The sequence below is a fragment of the Tsukamurella soli genome, assembly GCF_039541155.1.
Classification (GTDB): Bacteria; Actinomycetota; Actinomycetes; order Mycobacteriales; family Mycobacteriaceae; genus Tsukamurella; species Tsukamurella soli.
Map to the genome: position 1 here is coordinate 55,436 of NZ_BAABFR010000003.1, position 26,662 is coordinate 82,097.

A 26,662-nucleotide genomic window follows, 5' to 3' on the forward strand; every position below is an offset into this window, starting at 1 on the left:
GGGCGGTGTTGACGCTACCACCGGTGGCACACGAGCGGTAGGCGTTCAGGTGTCGATGCCCGCCGCGGTCAGTGAGCAAGCGCGCTTCGTTTCAGAGTTCGGGTGGCCGTGGCCACCCTGCGCGGACCGGCCAACCGGCTGTCTCACTGAAGAGCCGGACGAACCAAGCTCCTTGAGTACGGATCTGGGCCGGGCATGTCTTCAATGTCGTTGAGGGGGAGTGAGAACGGCTCATGATGCGGCGTCGTCGAGCGTGATGATGACAACAGCCTCAGAGGATTGCCGTCGGGTGACCGCCGACTTGATCGCACTTCCGATGCCGATGATGACGGCCTGGAGGCCGTACTTCGTGCGTAGGGCGCGACGTACCTCGGCGACCTCCGGTCCGGCGGTGACTACCGTGGCCTGCCCGGTCTGGGTCGGCGCGCCGGGTCCGATTCGACCCCTCAGATCGCATTCGGTCACGTCGACTCGGGGATTGTTGCGAAGTCGTCTGACCTTGCCGGCATCGGGTGCGGTCGCGAAAGCGATCCGGCCGTCGGAAAGCGGCACGGGCCAGACGGGTGTTGCAACCCGCTCCCCGGACTTCCGGAATGTCGCGACGGAGACGTACCGGGCGTGGGCGAGGTCGAAGGTGCTCATGATCGGGTTCCGGTCGGACGGTTGGAGCTTCGGCTGAGCCCCGCGTCAGCACATGCGGACCGGAACGCGTCGGCGCCGAGCCCGTCGATCGGGCCGACCACGCCAGCAGCCCGCCCGAGACCACGGGACAATGTGTCCGCGGCCACCGCCATGAGCTCAGCGGTGACGGTGTACGGCGAGGGTCCCTCGACCTCGACCTGAGCGAGCACCTCGCCCGATTTCGCGCGCGCAGTCGCAACTGCGATTCCACGTGTCCGGGCTCGCTCAGCCGCATCAGGGCCGCCGGGGGGGCCCACGAGCCGGGGCAGGGCAATGTCGAGCGCGCGCCGGCCGAGGGCATACCGCGACAGGGTCGTGGCGGCGTACGACAGGGCCTGCATGGGCCTGGCCAGCTCGGGGAACCAGCCGTTGAACACGCGGATCTCCTGTACGTGCGGGTATCGGCGCGGGAGCTGGAGCACCTCGGTGCCGGTCGCGAGGATGGCTGCACGGCTGCGCTCGCGGACGGGGAAGGAGATGACATCAGCCGCAGCCCGCCGGTCGGCGAGGGCACCGTGGTGCAGGACGGCCACCGGCAGACTCATGCCGTCGATGACTGTTTTGCGTGTGCCCTGGCTCAGGCCGTTGCGGAGCGATCCGGTCGCGAAGTAGCCGATGTCGACAGCGTGTGCATTGGCGCCGGCCTCGTCGAGGGCGAGTGCGCCCGCGAGAACGCCCGGGACGTAGTCGTAGCCAAAGGCGGGGAGCATGACCGAGCCTGCGGCGCGGGCGTGGGCATCATGGCGCCGATGTAGTTCGCGAACGAAGCCGACCTCGCCGGTCGAGTCCACGTAGTGCGCGCCGGCGTGAACGGCCGCCTCGGCGGCGACCCACCCGACTCGCTCGAATGGGCCGACACCGGTGACCAGCACGTCACCGGCGCCGACGAGGGCGCGGACGCTCGCGGGGTTGGTCACGTCGGCGACCTGGTAGTCCAGTCCGCCTAAGCGGCTCGCGAGTGCGGCGAGCCTGCTTTCGGATCGTCCGGACAGCACGGGGTGCAACCCGCGTGCGACAAGTGCCTCGGCGGCGAGACCTCCGGCGTATCCGGTGGCGCCGAAGACGACGATCCGCCCTGGAGCAGTATCGTTCTGTGGCTGCGTCATTGTTGGTCCTCCTCAGGGGCCGCTACGCTCAGTTCGCCGAGGTGTCGGGTTTTGCGATGGATGATCGTCGACGGCGGCGCGCATCGATTCGGCCAGGGCGGTCGGATCATGGGTGGGGCTCCGTTGTTTGGCGTGGGGTCGGCGTCTCGAAGCGCCTTTTCAGTGCTTCGAGGGTCGAGGTCATTCCTTCGCGGAGGTTCTGTCGCCGATCACGTGCCCCGGACATGTCCTGGAGTATGACGACGGGCCGGATCTGTGGCGTGTGTTTGCGCATCGTCTCGGTGACGAGGGTGCCGCCCGGGGCATCGGTGAAGGTGTAGCGCCAGTGGGTCTCGGATGGGGAATCGGTGAGGAATCCGAACGCTTCTCCGGGGGAGGCTTCGTCGATGGTGCCTCTCATGGTCCAGCGGTAGAAGGCGCCGATGCGGTTCGTACCGACGAATCGATGTCCCTTCTGGAGCCACCGGGTGCGGACGTTCTCGGGGCTGAGCTCGCCCATGTGCGTGATATCGCTGATGTGGTCGTACAGGATCGCCCGGGGCGCAGCAACGAACTGAGTGACGGTGATGTCGAACAGCGGCGGCGAGAACTCCGCAACGATCCGATGCGCGAGAGCGGCGTCGTCGGATTCCTTCGCGCCGATGTACAGATTGCGTTCGATGAGGACGCGCTGGCGGTAGGGAAACCGGCCACGGGGGTAGTACACACCGGTCAATGCCGTCGCTTGGCTCTGCCCGAGCACCGCGAGCGGCGCTCCGGATCGGTATCTGTCGACGAGCGCGGTGCGGGATTCGCGGGTGGTGTCGGCACCGTTCCAGAACACCAGATCGACGTCTTCGGCCGGTGCCGCCGCTCCCGGGCCCGCCACCGACACTGTCCACCCTGCTTCGGTGAAGATCCGGCGTGGTTCGGGTGCGTCACCCAGCATCCACACTCTCGTAGTCGCGTTCATCGCGCCCTCCACTGCTCACTACTGATTGGACGACGACTCAATCTTGTGCGGTCAGAAGCAGGACCTTGCCTACCGAGTCCTTCGACTCGAGCAGAGTCTGACCCTGTTCGGCGTCGGCGAGTGCCAGCTTCGCGGAGATCACCGGGCGGATGAGTCCCTGCTCGACGAGCGGCCATTCGTTCGCGGCGACTGCGGCCACGATCTCAGCCTTTGAACCCGGGCCGGTGAGCGGCCGGTTCCGGACGTTGAGGCCGATGATGCGGGCCCGCTTGCCGATCAGGGCGCCGACGTTCGCTTCGCCGGTGAATCCGCCCTGCATACCGATGACCACCAGTCGCCCGCCGACGCCGAGCGCGTCGATGTTGCGTGCCAAGTAACTGCCGCCCATGATGTCGAGAATCACATCGACCTGACCGGCCAGTTCGGCAGCGAAGTCCTGCTCGCGGTAATTGATGACGATGTCGGCGCCCAGCTCCCGGCATCGCTCGGCCTTCGCCTCGGACCCGACGGTCACGGCCACCCGCGCTCCGAGCGCCTTCGCGACCTGGATCGCATGGGTCCCGATTCCGCTGCCGCCGCCGTGTACGAGGAACAACTCACCCGACTTGAGCCCGGCATCCATCACGATCGTCGACCACACGGTGCTCGCCACCTCAGGCAGCGCCGCCGAGTCGATGAGCGAGATTCCGGCGGGCACGGGCAGGAGCTGACCAGCCGGAACAACGGCGAACTGGGCATATCCACCGCCTGCGATGAGCGCGCACACTTCCGCGCCGACCGCGACGCCTTCGACACCGGGGCCGAGTGCCACGACGGTGCCGGAGATCTCCATGCCGATGATGTCGGTGATACCCGGGGGCGGCGGGTACAGGCCCTGCCGCTGCATGAGGTCGGCGCGGTTGATCCCTGCCGCTGCTACCTCAACGAGGACCTCGCCGGGCGCGGGCTCCGGGGTCGGGACCTCGTCCAGTACGAGATTCTTCTCAGAATCGACGACGATGGACTTCATTGTGGATGGAAGAGTTTTCATTGCAAAGCCTTTCCTGCGATTGCGGTCGCGAGTGCGCGGGGAGCTAGGCGGGCTGCGACGGCGCTGATGGCGTTCTGTCGACCGGAAACGATCCCCGCGCGAGGATGGGTACGGTCGAGTTCCGCCAGTGCGGTCGAAACCACCTGCGTCGCGGTCTGGAAGCGGCCGACGGCGGCGTCCTCGGTGCCGACGACGTCGAAGAACTCGGTGCGTGTGGGGCCTGGACTCAGTGCGAGTACCTTGAGGCCGGAATTCCGGGTTTCGTAGGCGATCGCCTCGGTGAGGGAGAGTACGTACGCTTTGGTCGCGCCATAAGCGGCCATCCCGGGGGTGGGTTGGTGCGCTGCGGTACTCGCGATGTTGATGAGCACGCCGCGGCCCCTGGCTACGAGTTCTGGGAGGAACTGTCGAGTCAGGTCGGTCAGCGTCGCGACGTTGACGGCCACCATGGCGGCCAGTTTGGCGGGGTCTTCCTCGATGAACGGGGCCTTGAGTCCAAAGCCGGCGTTGTTGATCAGCGAGTCGACAGTGATGCCTCGGGTGGTCACTTCCGCCCGGAGCGCGGCCGCGGAATCACCGCGTGCGAGATCGAGCGCGATGACGTCGGCGTTGATCCGGTGATCACGTTCCATTCGCGCGGCGAGCTCTCGAAGCCTGTCCTCGCGCCGGGCGACGAGGACGAGGTTCGCGCCGCGCGCCGCAAACTGCTCGGCGAATTCGGCCCCCAGTCCGGAACTGGCGCCCGTGATCAGTGCGGTTGTTCCTGTGTAATCGGTCGGTGCGGGGCGAACGAATCGATTCAGCATGGCGCTCCTTTCGTCAGTCGGTGCGGGCCTCGGTCAGCGGGCGCCGACCGACTTCCAGATCCGCAGCGCCGTGGTCAGTGCCGGGGTCCACGTCTCCCACGACAGTCCCGCGGGCGGGTAGAAGTTGAGCCGAGCCTGGTGGGCGACGGTCTGCGCTTCGGTGTACTTGAGGATGCCGTCAACGCCGTGGCGCCGGCCGAGGCCCGAGTCGCCCATGCCACCCATCGGGGAGTCGATGCTGCCCCACGCGGCGGCGAAGGCATCGTTGATGTTGACAGTGCCGGAATGCAGTCGCGCGGCGACCGATCGCGCTCGCGTGGTGTCCCGGCCCCAGACGCTGCTGTTGAGGCCGTACACGGTGTCGTTCGCACGCGCGACGGCCTCGTCGTCGTCGGCGACGGTGTAGATCGACACCACGGGGCCGAAAGTCTCGTGGGCGTACAGCGTCATGTCCTCGGTGACGTCGGTGAGGATCGTCGGCTCGTGGAAAAGTGGCCCGATATCCGGCCGCGCGTGACCGCCGGCGAGCACGACTGCTCCCTTGCTGACCGCATCCGCCACGTGGCCGGTGACCGTCTTGAGCTGCTTGTCGGTGGTGAGGCTACCGACGTCCATGCTGAAGTCGTAGGCGGCCCCGATCTTGAGGGCCTTGGTGCGCTCGACGAACTTCGCGACGAACTCATCGCGTATGGATTCGGCCACGTACAGGCGTTCGACCGACACGCACAGCTGTCCGGCCGAGGGGAATGCGGCGGCGACAGCACCCGTGGCGGCCCGGTCGATGTCTGCGTCGTCGAGGACGACCATCGCGTTCTTGCCGCCGAGTTCGAGTGATGCACCGATCAGGCGCTCGCCGGCGTCGCGGGCGATCTGCCGTCCGGTGGCGGTGGAGCCGGTGAACATCATGTAGTCGGCGCCGTTCATGAGGGCATCGCCGATGGAGCTGCCGCGGCCGATCACCATCTGCCACACGTCGGTGGGTAGGCCCGCCTGGTACATCAGATCCATGGCCCACAGCGCGGTGAGGGCGGTCTGGGTGTCGGGCTTCTGCACGACGGCGTTGCCGGCCATCAGCGCGGCGATCGCATCAGTTGCGGCCATCGACAGCGGATAGTTCCACGGTGAGATGATCGCCACCACCCCCTTCGGGTGATGCAGCTCGGTGGTGTGGGTGAGGAACGGAAGGGCGCCGCGACGGCGTTCCGGGGCGAGGACCTTGGGGCCAGTCCGCGCGTAGTAGCGCGCGGCGATCGCGGCGTCGGCGACCTCGAGGAACGCGTCGCGCCGGGTCTTGCCATTCTCCGCCTGCATCAGGTCGAGACCGACCTGCTGGTTCTTAAGGACCAGGTCGTGGAACCTCAAGAGAACCTTCGCGCGGTCGGCGGCCGGCGTTGCGGCCCAACCCTGCTGGGCACGTCGGGCACGGATGTACGCCTCGTCGACGTCGGCCGGGGTAGAGACCGGGAAGTCGCCCAGCGGTGCGCCCGTGTACGGCGCCGTCGTGACGACCCGCTGAGCGTCCGGTGAATGGGTGACGCGCTGGGTCAGACGGCCGAGCATTCCGGAGGACAGCGATGCCGGCAGGCTCGATGCGGCGGCATTGCCGCTGCCAGTGATGGTTGTAGTTGTCATGATCGATGCTCCTGGAGATCAGCGAACCGAGAAGGGAACCGGCATGTGCAGCGCGGCCTGGGCAGAGGTGTTGGCGTCGAACTGAATGGCGCGGATGGGCTTGAGTGCACGCAGGTCGTCGGCCATCCGGCCTTCCCCGATCTCGAGGTCAACACCGCGGGGGAACAACGCGGTACCGCTCGCGAGGATGTTGGTCTGGTTGAGCGTGGTGTGCCACGCGCCGTCGCGCTTGGTGTACGAAGTGAGGGTCGAGACCTTCTCGCCGCTGGCGAAGCTCTTCTGCTTCGGCGTGGGGGCGGAGAAGGCAACGTCGACACCGCCGTTCGCGTTGGCGATGCGCGCAGTGGTGCGCGAGGCGTCGATGTCAACGTCGAGGTCGGTAACCCACTTCGGGAAGCCGTAGCCATCATGTCCTCGCACTTGCGCGATCTCAGTGTTGACCGGCAGCGAGAGCACGTACGAGTGCAGATGATCGTCACCGAGCGCGGTGACGACGTCAGCGATGGCAGTAGTCAGACCGCCGTTGCGGGCCGGACGCACCGCGACACCGACAGCGGCCTCGGTGTAGAAGTCGATATCGCACACGTCGTAGCGGAAGAGCATCAGCGACACGACACCGAGGCCCGGCGCCACCTCGAGAGGCGCGAGCTCGTCGGGAATGCGCCGGCGGATCGCACTGGACGGCGCGAGCATCGTCAAACGCGCGGACGTCATGGCGTAGTAGAAGTTCGGGGTGCGGGTGGTGCCGATCGGAGATTCGACCTGCGTCTTGGGCAGCGTGCGGAAGAAGTCGACGCTGGGGACGCGCGGGTCGGCGGCTACCTCGTCGAGCGGGACGTCCATCCGATAGCGGTCGAACAGGCCGCCCTTCGGGATCGCGACGGTCTTGTCGCCCAGTTCAACCTCGGTCGTCTCGTGTGCTGCGTTGGCCATTTCGGCTCCTCACCTCTGATGTATGCGTTGCTTACATGACATTAGACCGCGATGTAAGCGCTGTCAACACCTGGGTCAGTGCCCCCTCGGGGCTACCTCAGTACCGGCTGCGTAGGTGATCGCGGGCAACTGGCCTCGAACCGATGGCGGCGCGGACAGCACCGCGCACTCGCGCCTCGAGTTCGCTGAGTGAACTGTGGGCGTATTTGCCATCGAGATGGAGAAACGCCAGCCCATGGACCATTGCCCAGGTCGCCGTGGCTGTTGCGCCCGGATCGGCGTCGGGAGCGAAGCGCTGCACCAGATGATGCAGGTAGTCCTCCAGTGCGTCGGCCGCGCGTTGCCGGTCACAGTCGGACGGGTCACAAGGTTCTGCAAACATCACCCGGAACAGTCCTGGCCGGTCGAGCGCGAACCGGACGTATGCAACGGCGACATCAGCAAGGTCGTCGGGACTGGGCGACGAGCGCTGCGCTCGCTCCAGCGCGACGATCAGCTCGCGGTATCCGACCGTCGCAATCGCCGACAAGAATGACGTGCGGTCCTCGAAGTGGCGGTACGGTGCCGCGGCCGATACTCCGGCACGCCTCGCGGCGGCGCGGAGCGACAAAGAGGTCGCGCCGCCTTCTTCGTCGAGCAAGGCGATGCCGGCCCTGATCATTGACTTCGGCACGTCGCCGCGATGGTACGGAGTCGTTGGCGTCGTTGGTTCGCCCGTCATTGGTTCGCCCCCTGTGAGTTCAGCCGCTTCATCTAGTGTAAGCGCTGCTTACTCTAGATGGATGGGGCCTCGGAGCTGGGGGCCGCTGGGTCCGAGGGTCAAATCCCTTTCCGCGGCTGAGATTCAGTGACTGAGGCCGAGTGTGGCTGTGACGACAGCACGGACGTGGGAGTCGACCTGATCGCGGTCGGTCGCATCGAGCTTGCCGTCGAGGAAAAGGAACGCGAGCCCGTGAACCAGCGCCCACGCCCCGGTAGCGACGACCTCAGGCGTCTCTGTTGCTGTTCCGCGTTTGATGATGTCTCTGAGGTAGTTGTCGATCGCTTCCACAGCGTCGACGCGTTCCGGATTGGAGGTGTCGCACACGCCCGCGAACATGACTCGAAACAGCCCCGGGCGCGTGATTGCGAACTGCACGTAGGCGACCGCGATGTCGGCGAGATCGGCCACGGATTCAGGCCCCGGATGCGCCGACTGCAGGAGCGCGGCGAGTTCGCGGTATCCGACTGCCGCGACCGCCGATAGCAAAGCGTTCCGGTCTTCGAAGTGCCGGTAAGGCGCACCGGTGGAGACCCCTGCCTTACGGGCGACTGCCCGCAAGGAGACGTCGGCCTCGGCTCCGTCGGTGTCGAGGAGCTCGATTGCGGCACGCACCAACGTCGCCGGGAGGTCGCCGTGATGATAAGTCGGACGAGACTGCATCACGCAAGCTTATCGGCGCCTTCAGTGTTTCCCGTGCTGGCGAGGCCCCAGCTGTCCAGGCTCGAGACGGAGCCGGTTGACGGGGACGCCCGCAGACCCTAATGTAAGCAGCGTGCACATCGTGTCCGTAGAACGGCGCCGAGGATCGAGCGGCGAGCACGCCTCGCGTGTGCCGAGCACCCTGCACTCTCGGTCGGCACTGCCGTCTTTCATAGGAGGAACCTTATGGCGAAACGAATTCTCAATGTCGTCACCAACGTCGGTCACTACGACGATCCGGCGCACAAGACCGGACTGTGGCTGTCCGAGCTCACGCACGCGTGGCACGTCTTCGAGGAGGCGGGGCTCGAGCAGGTCATCGTCAGTCCGAGCGGAGGGCCGTCACCGCTGGAACCTCGGTCGCTGAAGTTCCCCAACTACGACAAGACGGCTAAGGCCTGGCACGCAGATCCTTCGCGGATGGCATTGCTGGAGAACACCAAGAGTCCTGACGAGATCGATTCCGCGGATTTCGACGCGATCTACTTCACTGGTGGTCACGCCGTGATGTACGACTTTCCAGACAGCGAGGGGTTGCAGCGGATCAGCCGCGAGATCTTCGAACGTGGCGGCATCGTATCGTCGGTTTGCCATGGATACTGCGGACTGCTCAACACGAAACTCTCCGACGGGTCCTACTTGATCGCAGGCCGCAAGATGACCGGGTTCGCCTGGCAGGAAGAGGTCCTCGCCCGGGTGGACAAGCTCGTCCCGTACAACGCCGAAGAACGTTGCAAGGAGCGGGGCGCCCAATACCAGAAGGCCAAGATTCCGTTCGTCTCCTACGCTGTCGTTGACGGAAACCTCGTCACCGGGCAAAACCCCGGCTCGGCGAAGGAGACCGCACAGAAAGTCGCAGCATTGCTCTGATGGTGACCGAGGATGGATCAACCGCGCTGGTCGAAGCGCCCGTGTTGATCTGACCAACGTCGAGCGCGACACGGTGCGGCGTGACCTGTCCAGTCCCGATCCGCGGCTCGGTGGGGCCCTGGCGGACAACTTGTTCTGCACCGTTGGCCCGATTCGTTTATGCGGAGGCGTGCAGGATGCCGCCGCGGGGACCGATGACACGGTGCGTACGACGTAGGACCTCGACGCGGGCGCGGTGATCGAGGGCGGCCCAGCGGACGGCCCCGTGAGCGAGTTCGCGGATCGCGTTGTCGACCTCGGACTCGGTGGCGAAGTCGATGGCGTTGTCGGTCATGTCGTTTCCTCAGTGTGCGGGTGGGCGGGGTGGGGAGTCAGACGCTGTGCATCGTGCGGCGCGCCACCGCCCAGCGCGGAGGAGAGGTGATGCCCGCGGTGCCGGCGAGGCCGTGCACGACGAGGGTGTACGAGACGAGGATCGGGAACGCGATGCCGACCATCAAGCCCGCCAGCAGCCCCGACGGAGCGCCCCACAGGACGCCGGCCGCGAGGTCCACGGCGAGTACCGAAAGCGGCGCGGTCGCCGCTCCCCAGAGCAGAATCCGCCAGCGGGCCTGCAGCTCGCGGTCCTCCCGCCGCGCGCTGTTCCCGGCGCCGAGGACGCACACCGCGAGATAGACCGCGGCCGCGCCGAGCGGGACCCAGAAGATCCCTCCCGGGAGCACGTCGTCGACCTGCCGGTACCGGATCACCAGGAGCGCGCCGCCGACGAGCGCGACCAGCAGGGGCACGCCGAGGCGGACGTTCGGGACCGCGTCCCAAACGGCCTCTCCGCTACCACCGCGCGACCGCAGCGACAGCTGCATCGCGATGGCCGCGCCGCCCGGCGCAATGACGCCGAGCATGCTCGAGCCCATTCCGAGGTTGTCCAGGAGCACCTGATCGGGGAACAGCGGGGCGGCGAAGATCCACACCACCCGCAGGAACGGGGCGGTCATCATGAGCGCGAAGTTCAGGTACATCCATGCCTGGTGCCCCAGCAGATTGCGCCGGCGGATCGCCAGCAGGCCCAGCGCGCCGCTCAGCAGCGTACCGAAGTCGAGCGCCCATAGTTGCAGGTAGAAGGCATTGCCGATCAGCGCCTCAGCGGGGCCGGCCGAAACCAGGAAGATCAGCGCCGTCAGCATGCTGATCACCATCAGGACGAAGTAGACCCGCCCCACCCAGCGATGCGCGGCGAGGCTCCGTCGCCGCAGGCGGGGCGTCAACTGGTGGACCATCAGGAGCAGCGCGATACCGCCGAGTCCCGTGTGCACGAGCATCACCCAGCGGTTGTCGACGAAGTCGACCTTCCGCACCGAGTCGACCGACCCGGCCCGGTAGGCGTAATCGCCGCCGTTGACCGCGGCGGTCAGCGCGTCCTGCCACCGGCCCGCGCCGGAATCGAACGCGAACCACATGTAGTTCACCGCGAGTGGCGTGTACAGCACGGCTACACCGAGCACGGCGGCCAGCAGTGCTCGGCGCACCACGGTCCGTCTCCGGTCTGCGGCCCCAACTTCGTTCATATCACTGTTATAGCATTGATATCACGGTCGCGGTAGCCTGGAGCGGTGACGACATCGACGACCTCGCGGCGCGAGCTCCTGACCCGGGCGGGCGTGGAGCTGCTCGAGGACAGCGGCCCCGACGCGCTGTCCACGCGGAAGGTGGCCACCCGCGCGGGGACCACCACGATGGCCGTCTACACCGAGTTCGGATCGATCAGCGGCCTCATCGCCAGCATCGTCGACTACGGCTTCGGCCTGCTGAACGACGCGCTCGCCGCGATCCCGAGCACCAACGACCCCGTCGCCGATCTTCACCGAGTCTCAGAGCAGTACCGGGCGTTCGCGCTGGCGCATCCGCACCTGTACCGGGTGATGTACGCCGTGGGGCCGGTCGGCGGCTACGTGCGCAACGGCCCCGAGCTCCTGCAGGGCTCGCCGGCCTTCGGCGTGCACCTCCGGGCGGTCCGCCGGGTGGTCGACACCGCCCCGCCCGACGACCGTCCGGACGCCTTCGACCTCGCGGTACAGATCTGGGCCTCGGTCCACGGGGTCGTTCTGATCGAGCTCTCCGGCTTCCTCGCCAGCATCGAGGCGCAGGATCCGCCCGACGTCCTGCACAGTGTTGTTGACGGCTTGGTCGGCGCCACGCTGTCTCGTCACCCCGTGCGGTGACAGCGCTCACGCGCAGGATGGACACGGTTGCCGATAGCTACTTCGCTGCGCAGTTGGGATTGCTGCACGGATAGGTGACAACCACGGTGTCACCCGCGGAGGCGGAGGCCAACGATCGCCTGAGTACTGGACCCCGGATGAGCTGGCGGCGCCGACGGTCAACGACGGTCATCGCTCCCGGCAGGTGCCCTTTAACCAAGCTCACCCCGACGAGGCGAAGATGTCCCCGATCTGGACACGTTCCCAATGCAATCCGTCGGGCGAAGCACCCCTTCTGAGCTGAGCTAAGGCGAGAGGAGCTGACTGATCCCGTCGCGATAGTTGGTCGTCTCGAACTCGGGAAAGTGAGCGGCAAACTTCGACGTGTCGAAGATATTGTCCACGCCGTAGCGCGGCATGAGCTCCGACGCTTCCTTGGCCGGGGCGTTGAACAGCCCGGCGAGCGTGAAGACCGCGAGCGGGATCGTGCTGAAGCGGATCTTCCGACCGGTGACCTCGGAGGCGATCGCGATCATCTCACGATAGGTAAGTCGGTCCTGGTCGATCGGCAGATGCCAGGTCTGGCCGTAGGCGTCGGGGGTGTTGCCGATCAGGCCCATCGCGCGGCTGGCGTCGGGCGTCCAGATCAGGCTGCGCTGGGTGTCTGCGCTGACGGGGACCAGGGGCCGCTCGCCCTTCTTGATCCGGTTGAAGACGGTGGTGTTGGTCAGGCCCTGGGTCTTGCCCGGTCCGTAGAACTCGGGGGCGCGCACGATCACGGCCTCGACGCGGCCGGCATCCATCTCCTCCTGCAGCCGGGTCGCGATCCGCGCACGGACGGCCGCCTTGCGGCCGCGCGGCTCGAAGGGGGTCTTGCCCTCGACCTGTGGGGCCGCCGTCTGCGGGTACATGTAGGTGTTGTCGAAGAAGACCAGCTTCGCGTCGTGGTTGCGGACGGCGGCGATCGTGTTTTCCATCATCACCGGGAAACGCTCCTCCCACATCGCCGAGTCCATCGGCAGGCCGACCGTCAGGTAGACGATCTCGCTGCCCGCGACGGCGCGGTCGGTCGCCTCGGCGTCGGTGAGATCAGCGCTGAAGAGTTCGTCCGTCTTATTCACTGCACTTGGCCTCCGCCCGACCAGGCGGATGTCGTGAGTGACCGTGTTGTGAAGGTAGCGAGCCAACTCCTCGCCTATCTGCCCGTTTGCACCCAATATTGTCTGCATCAGCTTCCTCCTTGGGGTGATGTATGCGCCGCTTACATTACCCCATCTCAGCTCGAACGCAAATGAGCCGCAGTCGATATCCACTGGTGTCCACAGGGAAGGGCTCGCAGACGCTGGTCGGGAATGAGAGTGGAGAACGGTGTTAGCTGTGATCTCGTCGAAGATGCTGTCGGATACAACCCGCGCGAGGACTCGGTTGTTCGCTCCGCGAGGACCTACTGGCGCAACACACAGAAAGCCCCCGGCCGATGGCCGGGGGCTTCCTCGTGACCCATGTCGCGACTCATGTGTGACACATGTCGCGACTCATCACACTGTGGAGGCTAGGGGATTCGAACCCCTGACCCTCGCCTTGCAAAGGCGATGCTCTACCAACTGAGCTAAGCCCCCGTGTGTGGTCCTGCACCCACTGCTGGGCACCGTCCCACCGCCAAACTACGACCTCGTGGCGGACATGTCCACCAGAGTATCCGTGCTGGTCAACCCCTTACCGGCCCTGTCAGCTGGAGATAACCATCGAACTCCTGACATCCGCCTTGCACAGGCCATCCGACCCCCTGGTCAGAAGCTTGCACCCGCTCTGAGCTGCCAAAACACATCACTGTAACTCAGGTCGATCACGTGGAATCAGCGGCAAGTGTGGGCACGAACGTCGTACCGAGTTGAGGCGATGAGGCACGGAGCGTTCATGCTCGTGGCTTCTGTCGCCCTCGTCGGATGCACTGCCGCCGGAAACGGCGATCGCGCCCGGCGCCTCGCTCGGGCTACCGGGCGGGGCGCGTGTCGTCAGGCTCGGCGGCAGCCCGGATCGAGCGCTCGGCGTCGTGGTCGAAGCTGCCTCGCATCGACTTGATCGCCTGCACGTGGGCCTCAAGCTCGTCGGCACCCAATCCGCGGACAGCTTCGAGCGTGAGTGCGTCCAATCTGAGCCTGATCGCGATGCAGCGCTTTGCGAGGTCACGCTCGCCGATGACCCCGAGTCGGGAGTTGGCCGCTCCGATGTCCTCGCTGAGCTGCTCGACCTTGCGATACTCCACGGCTGCTGAATCGTCGGTCGCAGCCTTGTGCACTCGCTTGAGTGCGTCGCCAGCCCGGACAGCGGATCCCGATACCTCGGCGGCCAGCCTCAGCAGCGTGTCCCTCTTCCAGGTGAGGAAGTCCTGTTCTCGGTTCGCCCTGCGATCCGCCTTGGCTCGACAGTCTGCCGCACGGATCGTGAGGAACACCCCGAAGAGCGCCACCAATGAGACGGCCAGGGAGCTGAGGGACGGCAGCCACGGTGACGCGAAGCTGCCGGCGTGGGTGGTGATGTCGACCTGGACCGGAGTGCACACACGCAGAGTGTGTCAGTTCGCGCGGTGACCAGCCTCGGCGAGCGCCTGGACCGCACGGCTTGGTAGACGCACCGCTTCGGGCAGTTCAACGATCGCGGCCCGAAGCCGGCTGCCGACCGCCTCCGGTATCGGCACCGTCAGTGCGGCCACGCGGTCGTGGTGCCAGTCGGCGTACGTGGCGAGGGTGGCGTCCAGCTCGTCCGGCTCCATACCCATTAGACGCAGGGGCGAGCCGATCGGTTCCCGAGACCATCGATTCGAGCGGTTCTAGGCGACGTGCGCCGGAGCGGCGCGGTTCTGAACACGCTCAAAGGCCTCGGCCAACAGCCGATCTGGAGCGTGCCTAGTGAACGCATTGCCGAACAGGACCGAGATGCCCTTGACGAGTGTGTGTGGAAGCGCTATCGCTTGGACGTCAGCGAGCATGATGGCGTCGCAGAATGCCAGGTACGGGGACCCGTCGCGCATACTTGCGACCGGCCCCGTTAGCTGCACACCCGCAGCAGACAAGGCCAATACGGCGTCGACGCAATCCATGTCACCACCCTAGCCGTGAGGGATTCGCGATCACAGCGTCCAGGACATGCTGGAGAGCGCTGAGCGAATCAAAGCGGCTCTAGGCGACTGCGCTGTGAGCTTGCGCGCGGCGGTCGATCCTGTCCAATGCCTCGTAGATCGGCGCAACCACCGCGGCATCGAACCGTCCGTACAGACGATCGGCGATCATGCGTAGCTCTGCGACCAACTCCCCGGCCAGCACGATCTGCTGATCATCAGCGAGCGCCAAGGCATCGGTGAAGGCCACCTCGGGCGCGCCGCCGCAGTAGTCGGCGACATAGGGGGTGAGCACCACGCCGGCACTGGCGAGTGCGTCAACCGCCTGGTCGCACCTCATGGACCCATGCTAGCGCCGACGTCTGCGCTGGCAGGCAGTCGGCTATTGCTGTTCGGCGGCGATCGCAGCCAGCACGGCCTTCAACGCAGCACTGCGGCGCGCGTAGATCGGATTCAGCTCCGCCATCAGGGCGTCCTTCTCTGCGTCCGTCCACGGAGTGTCGTCGTCTTCCGCGACCGACAGGTGCGGATGCGCCGCCAGGAACTCGGCCTGCGCGGCGTCCAGCTCGCGGGTGTACGCCCGGTACACATCGTCGATTCTTCGGTCGATCACGGCTGCGATCCTAGAAGCTTCCGGCTGTACCAACTGGAACCAAAGCCTCTGACCAGCATCTTCTTGTCACAGTCGAGCCAGTCGGGCTCACGTAAGTTAGGCGGCGGGGGCGCGCCGCGCGATGTCGCGCAGCGCAGTGATGTTCTTGAAGGTTCGCTCCATCATTCGGGTGCCGGGCCGCTGTAGTCGCTGCGCGAGCGAATCCAGCTCATCCAGCAGGCCGCCCGGCAAGGACACTTTCCGCTGCACAGCAAGCCACACGGTTGCCTCAAATGCCAGTAGTCCATCCATGAGCGCCGGATCATCGTCGGGCAGGGCAACGCCATACTTCTCCAGTTCGGCGATCACGTCCCAGCACTTCACGGGCCGCACTCTACTCCGGTGCCCACTGTCTGAGGGCTACTCGGCGCCGTCAATCAGGCGGTCATCGACGGTCAGCCGGTACCGGCGAGCCCAGCCCGGCACCGCGATCCCCACCGACCTGCACGCGGCGCTGTCGTTCGCGCCGCCGTTGAATCTGCCCGTCGTGCGGATCTCAGGGAGGACGGTTCCGGTGATCCAGCGGCGGACCTAACGTGCCTGATCCTTCCGACTCTGGAAGATCAGCGCGTACATCCCCGACTCGTTGACAATGGTGAGCATCTGGACTTTCGGCGCCACAGCTCAGGGAAGTTTAGGGTATCTGACCTGGGGATACGCTTCTGGTCGTCAGTGTCGACCATGTGCAGCGCCATCGTCGGGTTCGTGAGGGGTGAGCATCCGGCAGGCGTCCGAGGCGACGAACCACGGCTCCCCATCGATCATGATGGTGCCGTCCTTCCGTTGTTTGAACACCGGCGGCCCGTGCGTAACGATGACACCCTTGGATGTTCGAACAGCAAGGCCGCAAGAGCGACTTGACATGCCAGCGCAGTGTGCTAAGCCGACCCTCCGCGAAATCCCCAGACCCGTACGGAACCCGCGCGCCTAGATGATCCGCCCTCGGCGTTTTGTCGCAAAGCATTTCGATCTGGATTCTGATGCGCTGCTGGCGATCCTGGCCGACGTCGATCCCGGTGAGGTCATACAGGCCAGCGTCATTCGCGGCGCCGATGTGATGCTCGACCGGATCGAGGAGTCAGATCTGTCGTTGCTGGCCCAGCACGGCCCGCCGGGCCAGGCGTTGACGGAGAAGCTGGCGGCCCTCGCTGCACTCACCGAGGCGGATCGACGCATCGCCCGGTCGATGGACATGCCGCCACCGGTGTTCGCGGCCTGGTCGGAGAAGCTCTGGCGTAGATCGTTCACCGCGGAGCGCGATGCCCGCGCCGGCGACGACGCCAACGCGCAGAAGCGGGGCCGCATCACACGGGAAATTAAGGCTGAACTGGCCGCTGCATATGAGGCACACGAGCCGGGAAAGCCGATCACGCAGGAGGACGTGCTGGCAGCGCAGCATGCTCTACGCCAGCGCGGGCTCATCCCGGGAGGCGCGGACCATGGCGACCATTAGCAAGTACCGTCGAGGTCCAGAAGCTCACCGGCGCGTACGTGGCACCCGCCGCGGGAAAGCTGCCCCTCCGTGACGCTACCGACGCTTGGCTGGCGGATCAGCATCACCTGGCGCCGTCGACGTACAGCCGATACAGGAGCATCGCCGAGGGGACCGTCACGGCCAGGTTCGGGCACCTACCGCTGAGCAAGGTCACTAGGCCGTTGATCCGCAAATGGATCGGTGAGCAGGTCGACGCCGATGTCCCAGCCGAGACGGTGCATAAGAACGTCGGGGTGCTGCGCCGGATTCTCGGGCAGGCGGTCGAGGACGGCAGGCTCGCGAGCAACCCGGCCCTCAAGGTGAAGCTGCCGCCCATCACCACGGCCGAGATGCGGTTCCTGACGTTGGTGGAGCTGCGTGCCCTTGCCGAGGCGGCCGGGACTGACGCACCCGCGATATGGGTGCTCGGGGTGTGCGGGCTGAGGATCGGCGAGCTGATCGGCTTGCAGCACAAGAACCTGGACCGCCGCGGTGGACTGATCCACGTCGTTCGGTCCGTGACCGTGGTGGACAACAAGCACGTGGTGGTCCGCCGAAGAACCGGAAGCGCCGTGTGGTGCCCCTGCCGACGACCATCGCGGCGATGATCCCCCCGCGCCCTGGACCCGGAGCAGCTGGTGTTTCCGGCACCCGAGGGCGGCTTCATCCGGCACGGCAACTGGCGGACGCGGGTGTTCGACCCGGCTGTGACGAAGGCGAAGCTGTTCCCCGTCGAGGTCGAGAAGGTCGAGGACGGGAAGAAGACCGTGGGCATCGAGTACGACCTGCATCCGCACGAGCTGCGGCACACCGCGGCGTCGCTGGATCGCCCAGGGCGCGAACATCAAGGCCGTATCGGCGATGCTGGGGCACGCCCGCGCGTCGATCACCCTGGACCGATACGGGCACCTGTACCCGGCGGACACGGACGCTCTGACGGGGGCGCTGGATGCGATGCTCACAGTGGAGTGTGGGCACGATGTGGGCACGGGATAGATGAAGCCGGTACCCGACTGCCCGGATACCGGCTCTGAGCTGCACTGATTCTTGTGGAGCCTAGGGGATTCGAACCCCTGACATCCGCCTTGCAAAGGCGGCGCTCTACCAACTGAGCTAAGGCCCCGGGAGGGGTGAGGGTGGGCCTAGGAGGACTTGAACCTCCGACCTCTTCGTTATCAGCGAAGCGCTCTAACCGCCTGAGCTATAGGCCCTCGAACCGAGAGGGAACATTACCCCACGGTCCCGCAAAGCAACAAAACGCCTGTTCAGGTCCCTAGTCGCGGTCGGCGAGCGTGACCTCGACGCCGCCCACGAGTTCGGAACAGAGGTTGTAGATGAAGGCGCCCACGGTGCACAACGCGGTGAACAGAACGACGTACGCGATACCCACCAGAGCCGCCCAGCCGAACACATCACCCGAGGACACCAGGCTCGCACCGGTCTGGTCGTTCACCAGCGTCGAGAAGCTGTTGTTCAGGCGTGCCCACACACCCATGCCGTCGAGCACGATGTAGAGCGCACCCACGGCGATCATCCACACGAAGAACAGCACCACGGACACCACCAGCGACAGCTTGAAGGTGGTCCAGGGGTCGATGTGGCGCAGCTGCATCGAGGCGCGCAGCGTGCCGGGGGCGACCCGTTCGGCGGCGGCGCGCGTCGGGGTTCCCGACGGGGACACGCCTGGCGCGTCCACGCCCACCACGGCGGGGCCGACGGCCGTCGGGACCCTACCGGCACCGTCGGGACCGGAAGTCACGCCCACTCGCCCGGCCGCCGACGGTGCCTGCGCCGTCACGTGGTGGATCTTGTCGAGATCCGGCAGGTCGCGCGGCACGTCGTCGCGCTCGACGCTGGACGTCTTCGCGTCGACAGCGCGCCCCACCGGCGTATCGCGGCGCGGTACCCGAGGGGCACCGTCGGGCGACACCGGGACGCCACCCGGCGGAACGGGCCTGCCTCCCGAGGATCCTGACCCTACGGGCGGGATGATCTCGGTCGACCGGTTCGCCGGTCCGCTCTGGGCGCCCTGTCCACCGGTGCCGGGTGTGCTCACGTGTAGCTCCTCTACTCGCCGCCCTGCTGAGCCGCGTCGTCCTGCGCCGGGTCGGTGTCACCCTCGTCGGCGTTACGTGCGATCGCCAAAAGCGTAGTGCCTTCGCCGAGGTTCATGAGTCGGACGCCCTTCGTCTGACGCCCGGCCTTGCGTACCTGCCGGGCCGCCGTCCGGATCACCCCGCCCTCGGACGTGATGGCGTACAGTTCGGTCTCGTCGTCCACGATAAGCGCTCCGACGAGGTTTCCCCGGCGCACGTCGAACTGGATGGTCAGCACGCCCTTGCCACCACGACCCTGCACCGGGTAGTCGTCCATGGCCGTCCGCTTGGCGTAACCACCGGACGTGGCGACCAGCAGATAAGTACCCTCGACCACCACGTTCAGGGCCAACAGCTCGTCCTCGCCGTTGAATCGCATGCCCTGCACGCCGGAGGTGGCGCGGCCCATCGGCCGCAGTGCCTCGTCGGTCGCGGCGAACCTGATCGACTGCGCGTTCTTGCTGACCAGCAATAGGTCGTCCTCGGCCGAACCGAGCACGGCACCGACCAGCTCGTCGTCGTCGCGCAGGTTGATCGCCACGATGCCGCCGCTGCGGTTCGAGTCGAAATCCACGAGCCGCGATTTCTTCACGAGGCCCGCGCGTGTCGCGAGGATGAGGTAGGGCGCGTCCTCGTACGACTTGATCTGGATCACCTGCGCGATCTTCTCCTCGGGCTGGAAGGCCAGGAGGTTCGCGACGTGCTGGCCGCGGGCGGTGCGGCCGGCCTCGGGGAGCTCGTAGGCTTTCGCGCGGTAGACGCGGCCCTTGGTGGTGAAGAACAGGATCCAGTCATGGGTCGAGCACACGAAGAAGTGCTCGACGATGTCGTCCTGCTTGAGTTCGGCGCCCTTGACCCCCTTGCCGCCGCGCTTCTGGCTGCGGTACAGGTCCGTCTTGGTGCGCTTGGCATAGCCGGTCTGCGTGATGGTGACCACCACGTCCTCGCGGGCGATCAGGTCCTCGTCGGTCACGTCACCGTCGGCCGGGATGATGCGCGTGCGCCGATCGTCACCGAACTTCTCGACGATCTCGGTGAGCTCGTCGCGCACGATCGCGCGCTGCCGCTCGGGCTTCTCGAGGATGTCCTTGAGATCGGCGATCTCGAGCTCGATCTCGGCCAGCTGATCGACGATCTTCTGCCGCTCGAGGGCCGCGAGGCGGCGCAGCTGCATGTCGAGGATCGCGGTCGCCTGGATCTCGTCGACGTCGAGCAGCTCCATCAGGCCCGTGCGCGCGATCTCGGTGGTCTGCGACCGCCGGATGAGGGCGATCACCTCGTCGAGGGCGTCGAGCGCCTTGACCAGGCCGCGCAGGATGTGGGCGCGCTCCTCGGCCTTGCGCAGGCGGTACCGGGTACGCCGGACGATGACGTCCAGCTGATGGGCCACATACAGCCGGATCATCTGGTCGAGCCGCAGCGTGCGCGGGACACCGTCGACGATCGACAGCATGTTGGCGCCGAAGCTGGTCTGTAGCTGGCTGTGCTTGTACAGGTTGTTCAGCACGACCTTGGCGACGGCGTCGCGCTTGAGCGTGACGACGATCCGCATGCCGGCCCGGTCGGAGCTCTGGTCCTCGATCTTGCTGATCCCGGCGATCTTGCCGTCGCGCACCTGCTCGGCGATCGATTGGATCAGGTTGTCCGGGTTGACCTGGTAGGGCAGCTCGGTGATGACGATCGTGGTGGCACCCTTGGCCTCCTCCTCGATCGAGACGACGCCCCGCGTCCGGATCGAGCCACGGCCCGTGGTGTACGCGTCGTGGATGCCCTGACTGCCGACGATCAGGGCGTGGGTCGGGAAGTCCGGTCCCTTGACCCGCTCCATACACGCGGCGAGAGTCTCCTCCTGGTCGGCCTCGTAGTTGTCCAGGCACCACATGACCGCGGCGGCGACCTCGCCCAAGTTGTGCGGCGGGATGTTGGTCGCCATACCCACCGCGATGCCGCCCGACCCGTTGATCAGCAGGTTCGGCACGCGCGACGGCAGGACCGTGGGCTCGAGCGTCTTGCCGTCGTAGTTAGGGATGAAGTCGACGGTCTCCTCGTCGATCTCGCGCAGCATCTCCATCGCCAGCGGCGTGAGACGCGCCTCGGTGTAGCGCATGGCAGCGGGCCCGTCGTTGCCGCGTGAGCCGAAGTTGCCCTGTCCGTCGATCAGCGGGTACCGCATCGACCACGGCTGCGCGAGCCGGACGAGGGCGTCGTAGATCGCGGTGTCGCCGTGCGGGTGGTAGTTGCCCATCGTCTCGGCCACGGGCTTCGCGGACTTGACGTAGCTGCGGTCCGGACGGTAGCCCGCGTCGTACGACGCGTAGAGGATCCGTCGCTGCACGGGCTTGAGCCCGTCCCGCACCTCGGGGAGCGCGCGGCCGACGATCACGCTCATCGCGTAGTCGATGTAGCTGCGCTGCATCTCCTGCTGGATGTCGACCGGCTCGATCCGGTCGCCGCCGCCGGTCTCGGGAGGCAGGGTGGTGTCAGTCATGGTTGTTCAGATCCTTCAGGCGTCGAGGAGGTTCGGCGGGGCCGGGCAGGTCACACGTCGAGGAAGCGCACGTCCTTGGCGTTGCGCGCGATGAACGACCGCCTGGCCACGACGTCCTCGCCCATCAGAATCGAGAACAACTCGTCGGCGGCCGCGGCGTCGTCGAGGGTCACCAGCTTGAGCACGCGCACGGCGGGGTCCATCGTGGTCTCCCACAGCTCCTTCGCGTTCATCTCGCCGAGGCCCTTGTACCGCTGGATGCCGTCGTCCTTATTGATCTTCCGGCCGGCCGCGAGACCCGCTTCGAGCAGCACGTCGCGCTCCCGGTCACTGTAGGCGAACTCGGGTGCGCTCTTCTGCCACTTGAGCTTGTACAGCGGCGGCTGCGCGAGGTACACGTGGCCGTGCTCGACCAGCGGACGCATGAACCGGAACAGCAGGGTGAGCAGCAGCGTCGCGATGTGCTGCCCGTCGACGTCGGCGTCGGCCATCAGCACGATCTTGTGGTACCGCAGCTTGGCGATGTCGAACTCGTCGTGGATGCCTGTGCCGAACGCGGTGATGATCGACTGGACCTCGGTGTTCTTGAGGACCTTGTCGATGCGCGCCTTCTCGACGTTGATGATCTTGCCGCGGATGGGCAGGATCGCCTGGTACATCGAGTCGCGGCCCGACTTGGCGGAGCCACCGGCCGAGTCGCCCTCGACGATGTACACCTCGCACTTGGACGGATCGTTGCTGCGGCAATCGGCGAGCTTGCCGGGCAGGCCGCCGATGTCGGTGGCCGACTTGCGGCGCACCAGCTCGCGGGCCTTGCGGGCCGCGATGCGCGCCTGCGCCGACGCGGCGGCCTTCTGCACGATCACCTTGGCGTCCGCGGGATTCGACTCGAACCAGTGGGAGATCTGCTCCCGTGTGATGCGCTGGACGAAGCTCTTGACCTCGGTGTTGCCGAGCTTGGTCTTCGTCTGCCCTTCGAACTGCGGCTCCGCGACCTTGACCGAGATGACGGCGGCCAGACCCTCGCGGATGTCGTCGCCGGTCAGCTCGCCGTCCTTCTCCTTGACCAGCTTCTTGTCCTTGGCGTACGCCTTGACGACGGTGGTCAGGGCCGCGCGGAAGCCCTCCTCGTGGGTGCCGCCCTCGTGGGTGTTGATGGTGTTCGCGAAGGTGTGGACCGACTCGGCGAAGCCGGCGTTCCACTGCATCGCCACCTCGAGCTCGTGGCCGGGCTCCTTGCCCTCGAACGCGATGATCGAGTTGTGGATCGGCAGCTTGGCCGTGCGCGCGTTGATGTGCTTGACGTAGTCGACGAGCCCGTCGGGGTAGTGGAAGACCCGCTCACGCTTGCGCGGCTTCGCCTCGGTGCGCGCCTCCACGGCCTCTTCGTGCGCCGACTTGGCCTCTTCCGCGGCGTCCTCGTCCACGACCTCCACGACCGCGGCACGCTCGTCGGTGAGCGTGATGGTCAGACCCTTGTTGAGGAAGGCCATCTCCTGCAGGCGGCGGGAGACGGTGTCGAAGTCGTACCGCGTGCCCTCCTTGAAGACGCGCTCGTCGGCCCAGAATCGCACGGTCGTACCGGTCCGGTCCGCGGGATCGCCCTTGCGCAGCTCGGAGGCGACCGCGTCGTTCTTGCGGTCGTCCCAGTGGTAGTCCTGCTCCCAGTGGAAGCCGTCGACGTCGATCTCGACCTCGACGCGGCGCGACAGCGCGTTGACCACGGAGATGCCCACTCCGTGCAGGCCGCCGGAGACGGCGTACGAGTCGGAGTCGAACTTGCCGCCGGCGTGCAGCGATGTCAGCACCAGCTGCACCGTGGGGATGCCCTTGGCGTGCATGCCGACCGGGATGCCGCGACCGTCGTCGACCACCTGCACACCGCCGTCGTCGAGCAGTGTCACGTCCACCCGGGTCGCGTACCCGGCCATCGCCTCGTCGACCGAGTTGTCGACGACCTCCCAGATAAGGTGGTGCAGACCTCGCGGGCCGGTGGTACCGATGTACATGCCGGGCCGCTTGCGGACCGCCTCGAGCCCCTCGAGCTGCTTGATGGAGTCGGCGCCGTAGGTGCTCTTGGAATCGGACTTCTTCTGCACAGCCACGATGTGTTCGGCACTCCTTCATCGGTTCCGGTGCGCGGCCGCATGTTGCAGCCCCGCGCACCCGGAGGGTCACGGCCACCGTCGGATCGTCGGCGGCCCGTTACCGCCCCATGTTACCTGTAATGACCGCGAGAGGGCGTCTGGCACGCCCCTGAAGGGGCTCCAGATCGATTTTCTCCGGGCCGGGGTCAGCGGCAGGCCGCCATGGGAGCGTGGTGACTCTCAGATCGAATCAGGCCCATAGACCGGCATTACCCGCGTCACCCGTACGTATCCCTCGGGCTCGCCTTCGCGCCGGACCACGCACGCACCACCGCACGCAGGCGTCACCCGTACGTATCCCTCGGGCCGCGACCCGGCACGTGCCGTTCGCCCTTCCGCCAACTCGGCGCGGCCGGACCGGTGATCTGCAGTCGCGTCACCACGCCCTGCCCCACGGCAGCATTGATCTTCGCCAGCAGCTGGGCCTGCATCAACCGCAGCTGGGTGGCCCAGGCAGTGGACTCCGCCGACACGTAGAGGGTCTTCTCCCGCAGACCGGTGGCATGTGCGTGCTCAGCCACATCGGGTCCCACCACGCTGTCCCAACAGCCGAGGACGGTGCCCTCGCCGACCTTGGTGTCCCAGCCTCGCGCCTTGGCGATGCCGGTGATCAGCGTGCCGAAGCGCTGCGGGTCCCGGTTGTCCGGGCCGGGTCCCGACCACTTGCGGGAACCCGATCGGAGCCGACGCACCCCGCCCGTCATCGGTGAGGCCATCCCGCGCCCGACCTGCTTTCCAGCCGCCTTCGCCGCCGCGCGGGCCTCCTCGAGGGCACGGCGCGCGATATCCGAGCCGTGCGGCGCCTCGTCAGTCATGTGCAGCCTCCTCACGCGCGTCCGGCCCCGAGCCTACGTTCACCGGCCGGCCGGCCGGGCCGCCCTGGTCACCGGGGTCGGTGCCGTCGGGGGAGTCGGCGACGAGGCGCGACGTACGCGCCTCCGGCGCGCCGTCGACGGTGACCTCGTACCGCCGAGCCACCAGCTCGGGTGGCAGATCCTCCGGCACCGCGGCGGTGATGATCACCTGCTCGGTATCGGCGGCGACGGTGGCGAGCGCGGCGCGGCGCTTCGCGTCCAGCTCGGCGAACACGTCGTCGAGCAGCAGGACCGGTTCGCCACCGTCGGCGCGCAACAGCTCGAGCGACGCGAGCCGCAGCGCCAGCGCGAGCGACCACGACTCGCCGTGCGACGCGAATCCCTTCGCCGGCTCGTTGCCCAGCATCAGCTCGAGGTCGTCGCGGTGCGGGCCGACGAGGCACACCCCCCGGTCGATCTCCTTCTGCCGCGCCGCCTGCAGATCGGTGAGCAGCCGCTGCTCGAGGGCGGCCACCGTCAGCTCGGACCCGCCGACCGGCGCGCTGAGGGTGTCGCGGTACCGGATCTCCGCCACGCGGGACCCGGGCGCGAGAACGGCATACGCCGCCGTGAGGTGAGGACGCAGTTCCTCGACGAGTCCTATTCGCGCAGTGAGGATCTCAGCTCCGAAGTGGGCGAGCTGCGCGTCCCACACGTCGAGTGTGGAGAGCACGGTCGCAGCGTCGCCGCCGCCGCGTCGGGTCACCCCGCCCGCGGACTTGAGCAGGGCTGTCCGCTGCCGCAGCACACGCTCGTAGTCCGCCTTCTCTGCGGCGATCCGCGGCGTCCGCAGGATCGCGAGATCGTCGAGGAACCGCCGTCGCCCGCCCGGCTCGCCGCGCACCAAGGCGAGGTCCTCGGGGGCGAACAGCACCGACTGCAGGATGCCGAGCAGCTCCCGTGGGCGCCGGCAGGGTGCGGTGTTGATGCGGGCACGGTTCGCACGGCCGGCCACGATGTCGATCTCGGCCGTCAGCTCGCGGCCCGCGTTGACGACGGTCGCGAGCACGGAGGCACCGTCGCAGCCCACTCGGATGAGCGGCTGATCGGTGGACACGCGGTGCGAGCTCAGCGTGGCGATGTAGCCTAGGGCCTCGAGCAGGTTGGTCTTGCCGAAGCCGTTGCGTCCGACGAATACACGGACTCCCGGCCCCAGGTGGACGTCGACGTCCTCCCAGGACCGGAAGTCGTGCAGTTTCAGGCGTTTAACGAACAACTCGGCCGAACATCCTCCGTGGCTCCGAGGGCCGCTAGTCGACCTTCTTCACGGCGTGGCCGCCGAACTGGTTGCGCAGGGCGGAAACGGCCTTCATCGCGGGCGAGTCGTCCTGGCGGCTCGCGAACCGGGCGAACAACGCGGCGGCGATCACGGGGGTGGGCACAGAGTGGCTGATGGCCTCCTCGACGGTCCACCGGCCCTCGCCCGAGTCCTCGGTGTAGCCGGTGATGTCCTTCAGGCCCGGATCCTCCTCGAGGGCCTTGACCAGTAGGTCCAGGAGCCACGAACGCACCACTGTGCCCTTGGTCCAGGCACGGATGGTCTCGGTGACGTTCTCGATCAGCGGCTCGGCCTCGAGGATCTCGTAGCCCTCGGCGTACGCGTGCATCAGGCCGTACTCGATGCCGTTGTGGATCATCTTGGCGTAGTGCCCGGCGCCCACGGGACCGGAGTGCGCGAAGCCGTCCTCACGAGGCCCCTCAGGACGCAGCGCATCGAAGATCGGCAGGGCCTTCTCGACGTTCTCCGTGGAGCCGCCGACCATCAGGCCGTAACCGTTCTCCTTACCCCAGATGCCGCCGGACACACCGCAATCCAGGTAGCCGATCCCCTTCTTCGCGAGCAGGTCCGCGTTGGGCCGGTCGTCGGTGTACTTGGAGTTGCCACCGTCGATCACCAGATCGCCGGGCGAGAGGACGCCGGCCAGCGTATGCACGGTCTCCCGCGTCGGCTCGCCGGCGGGGACCATGATCCACACCACCCGAGGCGCCTCCAGCCGCTCGGCGAGCGCCTCGAGCGACGGGACATCCGTCACCTCCGGGCGGGGGTCGTAGCCGATCACCTCGTGCCCGGCCGCGCGGATGCGGTCGCGCATGTTGTTGCCCATCTTGCCGAGTCCGATCAGACCCAACTGCATGTGTCCAGCCCTTTCGTCATGCCTGGTG

At 66.8% G+C, this 26,662-nt stretch carries 27 protein-coding genes and 3 tRNA genes; 4 read left to right on the top strand and 26 right to left on the bottom strand.

Going from position 1 to position 26,662, the window contains the following annotated elements; genetic code table 11:
• Positions 1–231 precede the first annotated feature (231 nt).
• The 9 genes from ABD908_RS01720 to ABD908_RS01760 all read right to left on the bottom strand — a co-directional run bounded on the left by ABD908_RS01720 (position 232) and on the right by ABD908_RS01760 (position 8,563).
• On the bottom strand, positions 232–642 hold the full coding sequence (locus ABD908_RS01720) for a PPOX class F420-dependent oxidoreductase (RefSeq protein WP_344989992.1): 411 nt from the start codon (positions 640–642) through the stop codon (positions 232–234).
• A complete protein-coding gene (locus ABD908_RS01725) occupies positions 639–1,787 on the bottom strand; it encodes a saccharopine dehydrogenase family protein (protein WP_344989995.1) in 1,149 nt (382 codons plus the stop codon). Before ABD908_RS01725 ends, ABD908_RS01720 begins: the two co-directional genes overlap by 4 nt.
• A 106-nt stretch (positions 1,788–1,893) precedes the next feature.
• Complete coding sequence (locus tag ABD908_RS01730; RefSeq protein ID WP_344989998.1) at positions 1,894–2,529, bottom strand: SRPBCC family protein; 636 nt, start codon at positions 2,527–2,529, stop codon at positions 1,894–1,896.
• A 247-nt stretch (positions 2,530–2,776) separates the two neighbouring features.
• Complete coding sequence (locus ABD908_RS01735) at positions 2,777–3,748, bottom strand: NAD(P)H-quinone oxidoreductase (RefSeq protein ID WP_344990121.1); 972 nt, start codon at positions 3,746–3,748, stop codon at positions 2,777–2,779.
• Positions 3,749–3,765: 17 nt separating this feature from the next.
• Positions 3,766–4,575, bottom strand: coding sequence for an SDR family NAD(P)-dependent oxidoreductase (locus ABD908_RS01740; RefSeq protein WP_344990001.1), 810 nt, complete (start codon positions 4,573–4,575; stop codon positions 3,766–3,768).
• 33 nt (positions 4,576–4,608) lie between these two features.
• Entirely contained in the window at positions 4,609–6,207 is a 1,599-nt protein-coding gene (locus ABD908_RS01745; protein ID WP_344990003.1) for a succinic semialdehyde dehydrogenase, read from the bottom strand.
• Between the two features lie 18 nt (positions 6,208–6,225).
• Positions 6,226–7,140 carry an acetoacetate decarboxylase family protein gene (locus ABD908_RS01750; RefSeq protein WP_344990006.1) on the bottom strand — a complete coding sequence of 305 codons (915 nt, stop codon included), beginning with the start codon at positions 7,138–7,140 and terminating at the stop codon, positions 6,226–6,228.
• Positions 7,141–7,237: 97 nt separating this feature from the next.
• Positions 7,238–7,861, bottom strand: a complete 624-nt coding sequence (locus tag ABD908_RS01755; protein ID WP_344990009.1) for a TetR/AcrR family transcriptional regulator — start codon at positions 7,859–7,861, stop codon at positions 7,238–7,240.
• A 123-nt stretch (positions 7,862–7,984) separates the two neighbouring features.
• On the bottom strand, positions 7,985–8,563 hold the full coding sequence (locus ABD908_RS01760; protein WP_344990012.1) for a TetR/AcrR family transcriptional regulator: 579 nt from the start codon (positions 8,561–8,563) through the stop codon (positions 7,985–7,987).
• A 225-nt stretch (positions 8,564–8,788) separates the two neighbouring features.
• On the opposite strand from ABD908_RS01760, the gene ABD908_RS01765 reads away from it, so the two are divergent.
• Positions 8,789–9,472, top strand: coding sequence for a type 1 glutamine amidotransferase domain-containing protein (locus tag ABD908_RS01765; RefSeq protein ID WP_344990015.1), 684 nt, complete (start codon positions 8,789–8,791; stop codon positions 9,470–9,472).
• Positions 9,473–9,629: 157 nt separating this feature from the next.
• Here the strand turns inward: ABD908_RS01765 and ABD908_RS01770 are convergent, their stop codons facing one another.
• Together ABD908_RS01770 and ABD908_RS01775 are read right to left on the bottom strand one after the other, a co-directional pair.
• Positions 9,630–9,806, bottom strand: a complete 177-nt coding sequence (locus tag ABD908_RS01770; RefSeq protein ID WP_344990018.1) for a hypothetical protein — start codon at positions 9,804–9,806, stop codon at positions 9,630–9,632.
• 37 nt (positions 9,807–9,843) lie between these two features.
• A complete protein-coding gene (locus tag ABD908_RS01775; protein ID WP_344990020.1) occupies positions 9,844–11,037 on the bottom strand; it encodes a DUF2306 domain-containing protein in 1,194 nt (397 codons plus the stop codon).
• A 45-nt stretch (positions 11,038–11,082) separates the two neighbouring features.
• Here ABD908_RS01775 and ABD908_RS01780 point away from each other — a divergent pair, with 45 nt between their 5' ends.
• Positions 11,083–11,691, top strand: coding sequence for a TetR/AcrR family transcriptional regulator (locus ABD908_RS01780; protein ID WP_344990022.1), 609 nt, complete (start codon positions 11,083–11,085; stop codon positions 11,689–11,691).
• A gap of 284 nt (positions 11,692–11,975) precedes the next feature.
• Here the strand turns inward: ABD908_RS01780 and ABD908_RS01785 are convergent, their stop codons facing one another.
• The 7 genes from ABD908_RS01785 to ABD908_RS01815 all read right to left on the bottom strand — a co-directional run bounded on the left by ABD908_RS01785 (position 11,976) and on the right by ABD908_RS01815 (position 15,764).
• Positions 11,976–12,983: an NAD-dependent epimerase/dehydratase family protein gene (locus tag ABD908_RS01785; RefSeq protein ID WP_344990025.1), complete on the bottom strand. Its 1,008-nt coding sequence runs from the start codon at positions 12,981–12,983 to the stop codon at positions 11,976–11,978.
• Between the two features lie 233 nt (positions 12,984–13,216).
• Positions 13,217–13,289, bottom strand: a tRNA-Ala gene (locus ABD908_RS01790).
• 374 nt (positions 13,290–13,663) lie between these two features.
• Positions 13,664–14,233 carry a hypothetical protein gene (locus ABD908_RS01795; protein WP_344990028.1) on the bottom strand — a complete coding sequence of 190 codons (570 nt, stop codon included), beginning with the start codon at positions 14,231–14,233 and terminating at the stop codon, positions 13,664–13,666.
• 12 nt (positions 14,234–14,245) lie between these two features.
• The gene (locus tag ABD908_RS01800; protein WP_344990030.1) at positions 14,246–14,449 is read right to left on the bottom strand and encodes a hypothetical protein; all 204 of its coding nucleotides are present in this window, start codon (positions 14,447–14,449) and stop codon (positions 14,246–14,248) included.
• Positions 14,450–14,849: 400 nt separating this feature from the next.
• Positions 14,850–15,128: a hypothetical protein gene (locus ABD908_RS01805; RefSeq protein WP_344990033.1), complete on the bottom strand. Its 279-nt coding sequence runs from the start codon at positions 15,126–15,128 to the stop codon at positions 14,850–14,852.
• 42 nt (positions 15,129–15,170) lie between these two features.
• Positions 15,171–15,401 carry a hypothetical protein gene (locus ABD908_RS01810; RefSeq protein ID WP_344990035.1) on the bottom strand — a complete coding sequence of 77 codons (231 nt, stop codon included), beginning with the start codon at positions 15,399–15,401 and terminating at the stop codon, positions 15,171–15,173.
• 96 nt (positions 15,402–15,497) lie between these two features.
• Positions 15,498–15,764, bottom strand: coding sequence for a hypothetical protein (locus ABD908_RS01815; RefSeq protein WP_344990038.1), 267 nt, complete (start codon positions 15,762–15,764; stop codon positions 15,498–15,500).
• A gap of 607 nt (positions 15,765–16,371) precedes the next feature.
• Between ABD908_RS01815 and ABD908_RS01820 the strand changes: the two genes are divergently transcribed.
• Both ABD908_RS01820 and ABD908_RS01825 read left to right on the top strand, forming a co-directional pair.
• Complete coding sequence (locus tag ABD908_RS01820; protein ID WP_344990040.1) at positions 16,372–16,893, top strand: hypothetical protein; 522 nt, start codon at positions 16,372–16,374, stop codon at positions 16,891–16,893.
• A 38-nt stretch (positions 16,894–16,931) separates the two neighbouring features.
• Complete coding sequence (locus ABD908_RS01825) at positions 16,932–17,522, top strand: tyrosine-type recombinase/integrase (protein WP_344990043.1); 591 nt, start codon at positions 16,932–16,934, stop codon at positions 17,520–17,522.
• Positions 17,523–17,964: 442 nt separating this feature from the next.
• On the opposite strand, the gene ABD908_RS01830 is transcribed toward ABD908_RS01825, so the two are convergent.
• The 8 genes from ABD908_RS01830 to gnd form a co-directional block, all read right to left on the bottom strand.
• Positions 17,965–18,037 (bottom strand) — tRNA-Ala (locus ABD908_RS01830).
• Positions 18,038–18,051: 14 nt separating this feature from the next.
• Positions 18,052–18,125 (bottom strand) — tRNA-Ile (locus ABD908_RS01835).
• Between the two features lie 62 nt (positions 18,126–18,187).
• Positions 18,188–18,970: a DUF3566 domain-containing protein gene (locus tag ABD908_RS01840; RefSeq protein WP_344990045.1), complete on the bottom strand. Its 783-nt coding sequence runs from the start codon at positions 18,968–18,970 to the stop codon at positions 18,188–18,190.
• Between the two features lie 11 nt (positions 18,971–18,981).
• Positions 18,982–21,498, bottom strand: a complete 2,517-nt coding sequence (gene gyrA / locus ABD908_RS01845; protein ID WP_344990048.1) for a DNA gyrase subunit A — start codon at positions 21,496–21,498, stop codon at positions 18,982–18,984.
• A gap of 50 nt (positions 21,499–21,548) precedes the next feature.
• Positions 21,549–23,603 (bottom strand): DNA topoisomerase (ATP-hydrolyzing) subunit B, encoded by a 2,055-nt coding sequence (gyrB, locus tag ABD908_RS01850; RefSeq protein ID WP_344990051.1) that lies wholly within the window; start codon positions 23,601–23,603, stop codon positions 21,549–21,551.
• Positions 23,604–23,929: 326 nt separating this feature from the next.
• Positions 23,930–24,460 carry a DUF721 family protein gene (locus ABD908_RS01855; RefSeq protein ID WP_344990053.1) on the bottom strand — a complete coding sequence of 177 codons (531 nt, stop codon included), beginning with the start codon at positions 24,458–24,460 and terminating at the stop codon, positions 23,930–23,932.
• Positions 24,453–25,715, bottom strand: a complete 1,263-nt coding sequence (gene recF / locus ABD908_RS01860; RefSeq protein WP_344990056.1) for a DNA replication/repair protein RecF — start codon at positions 25,713–25,715, stop codon at positions 24,453–24,455. Before recF ends, ABD908_RS01855 begins: the two co-directional genes overlap by 8 nt.
• 34 nt (positions 25,716–25,749) lie before the next feature.
• On the bottom strand, positions 25,750–26,634 hold the full coding sequence (gene gnd / locus ABD908_RS01865) for a phosphogluconate dehydrogenase (NAD(+)-dependent, decarboxylating) (RefSeq protein WP_344990058.1): 885 nt from the start codon (positions 26,632–26,634) through the stop codon (positions 25,750–25,752).
• Positions 26,635–26,662 lie beyond the last annotated feature (28 nt).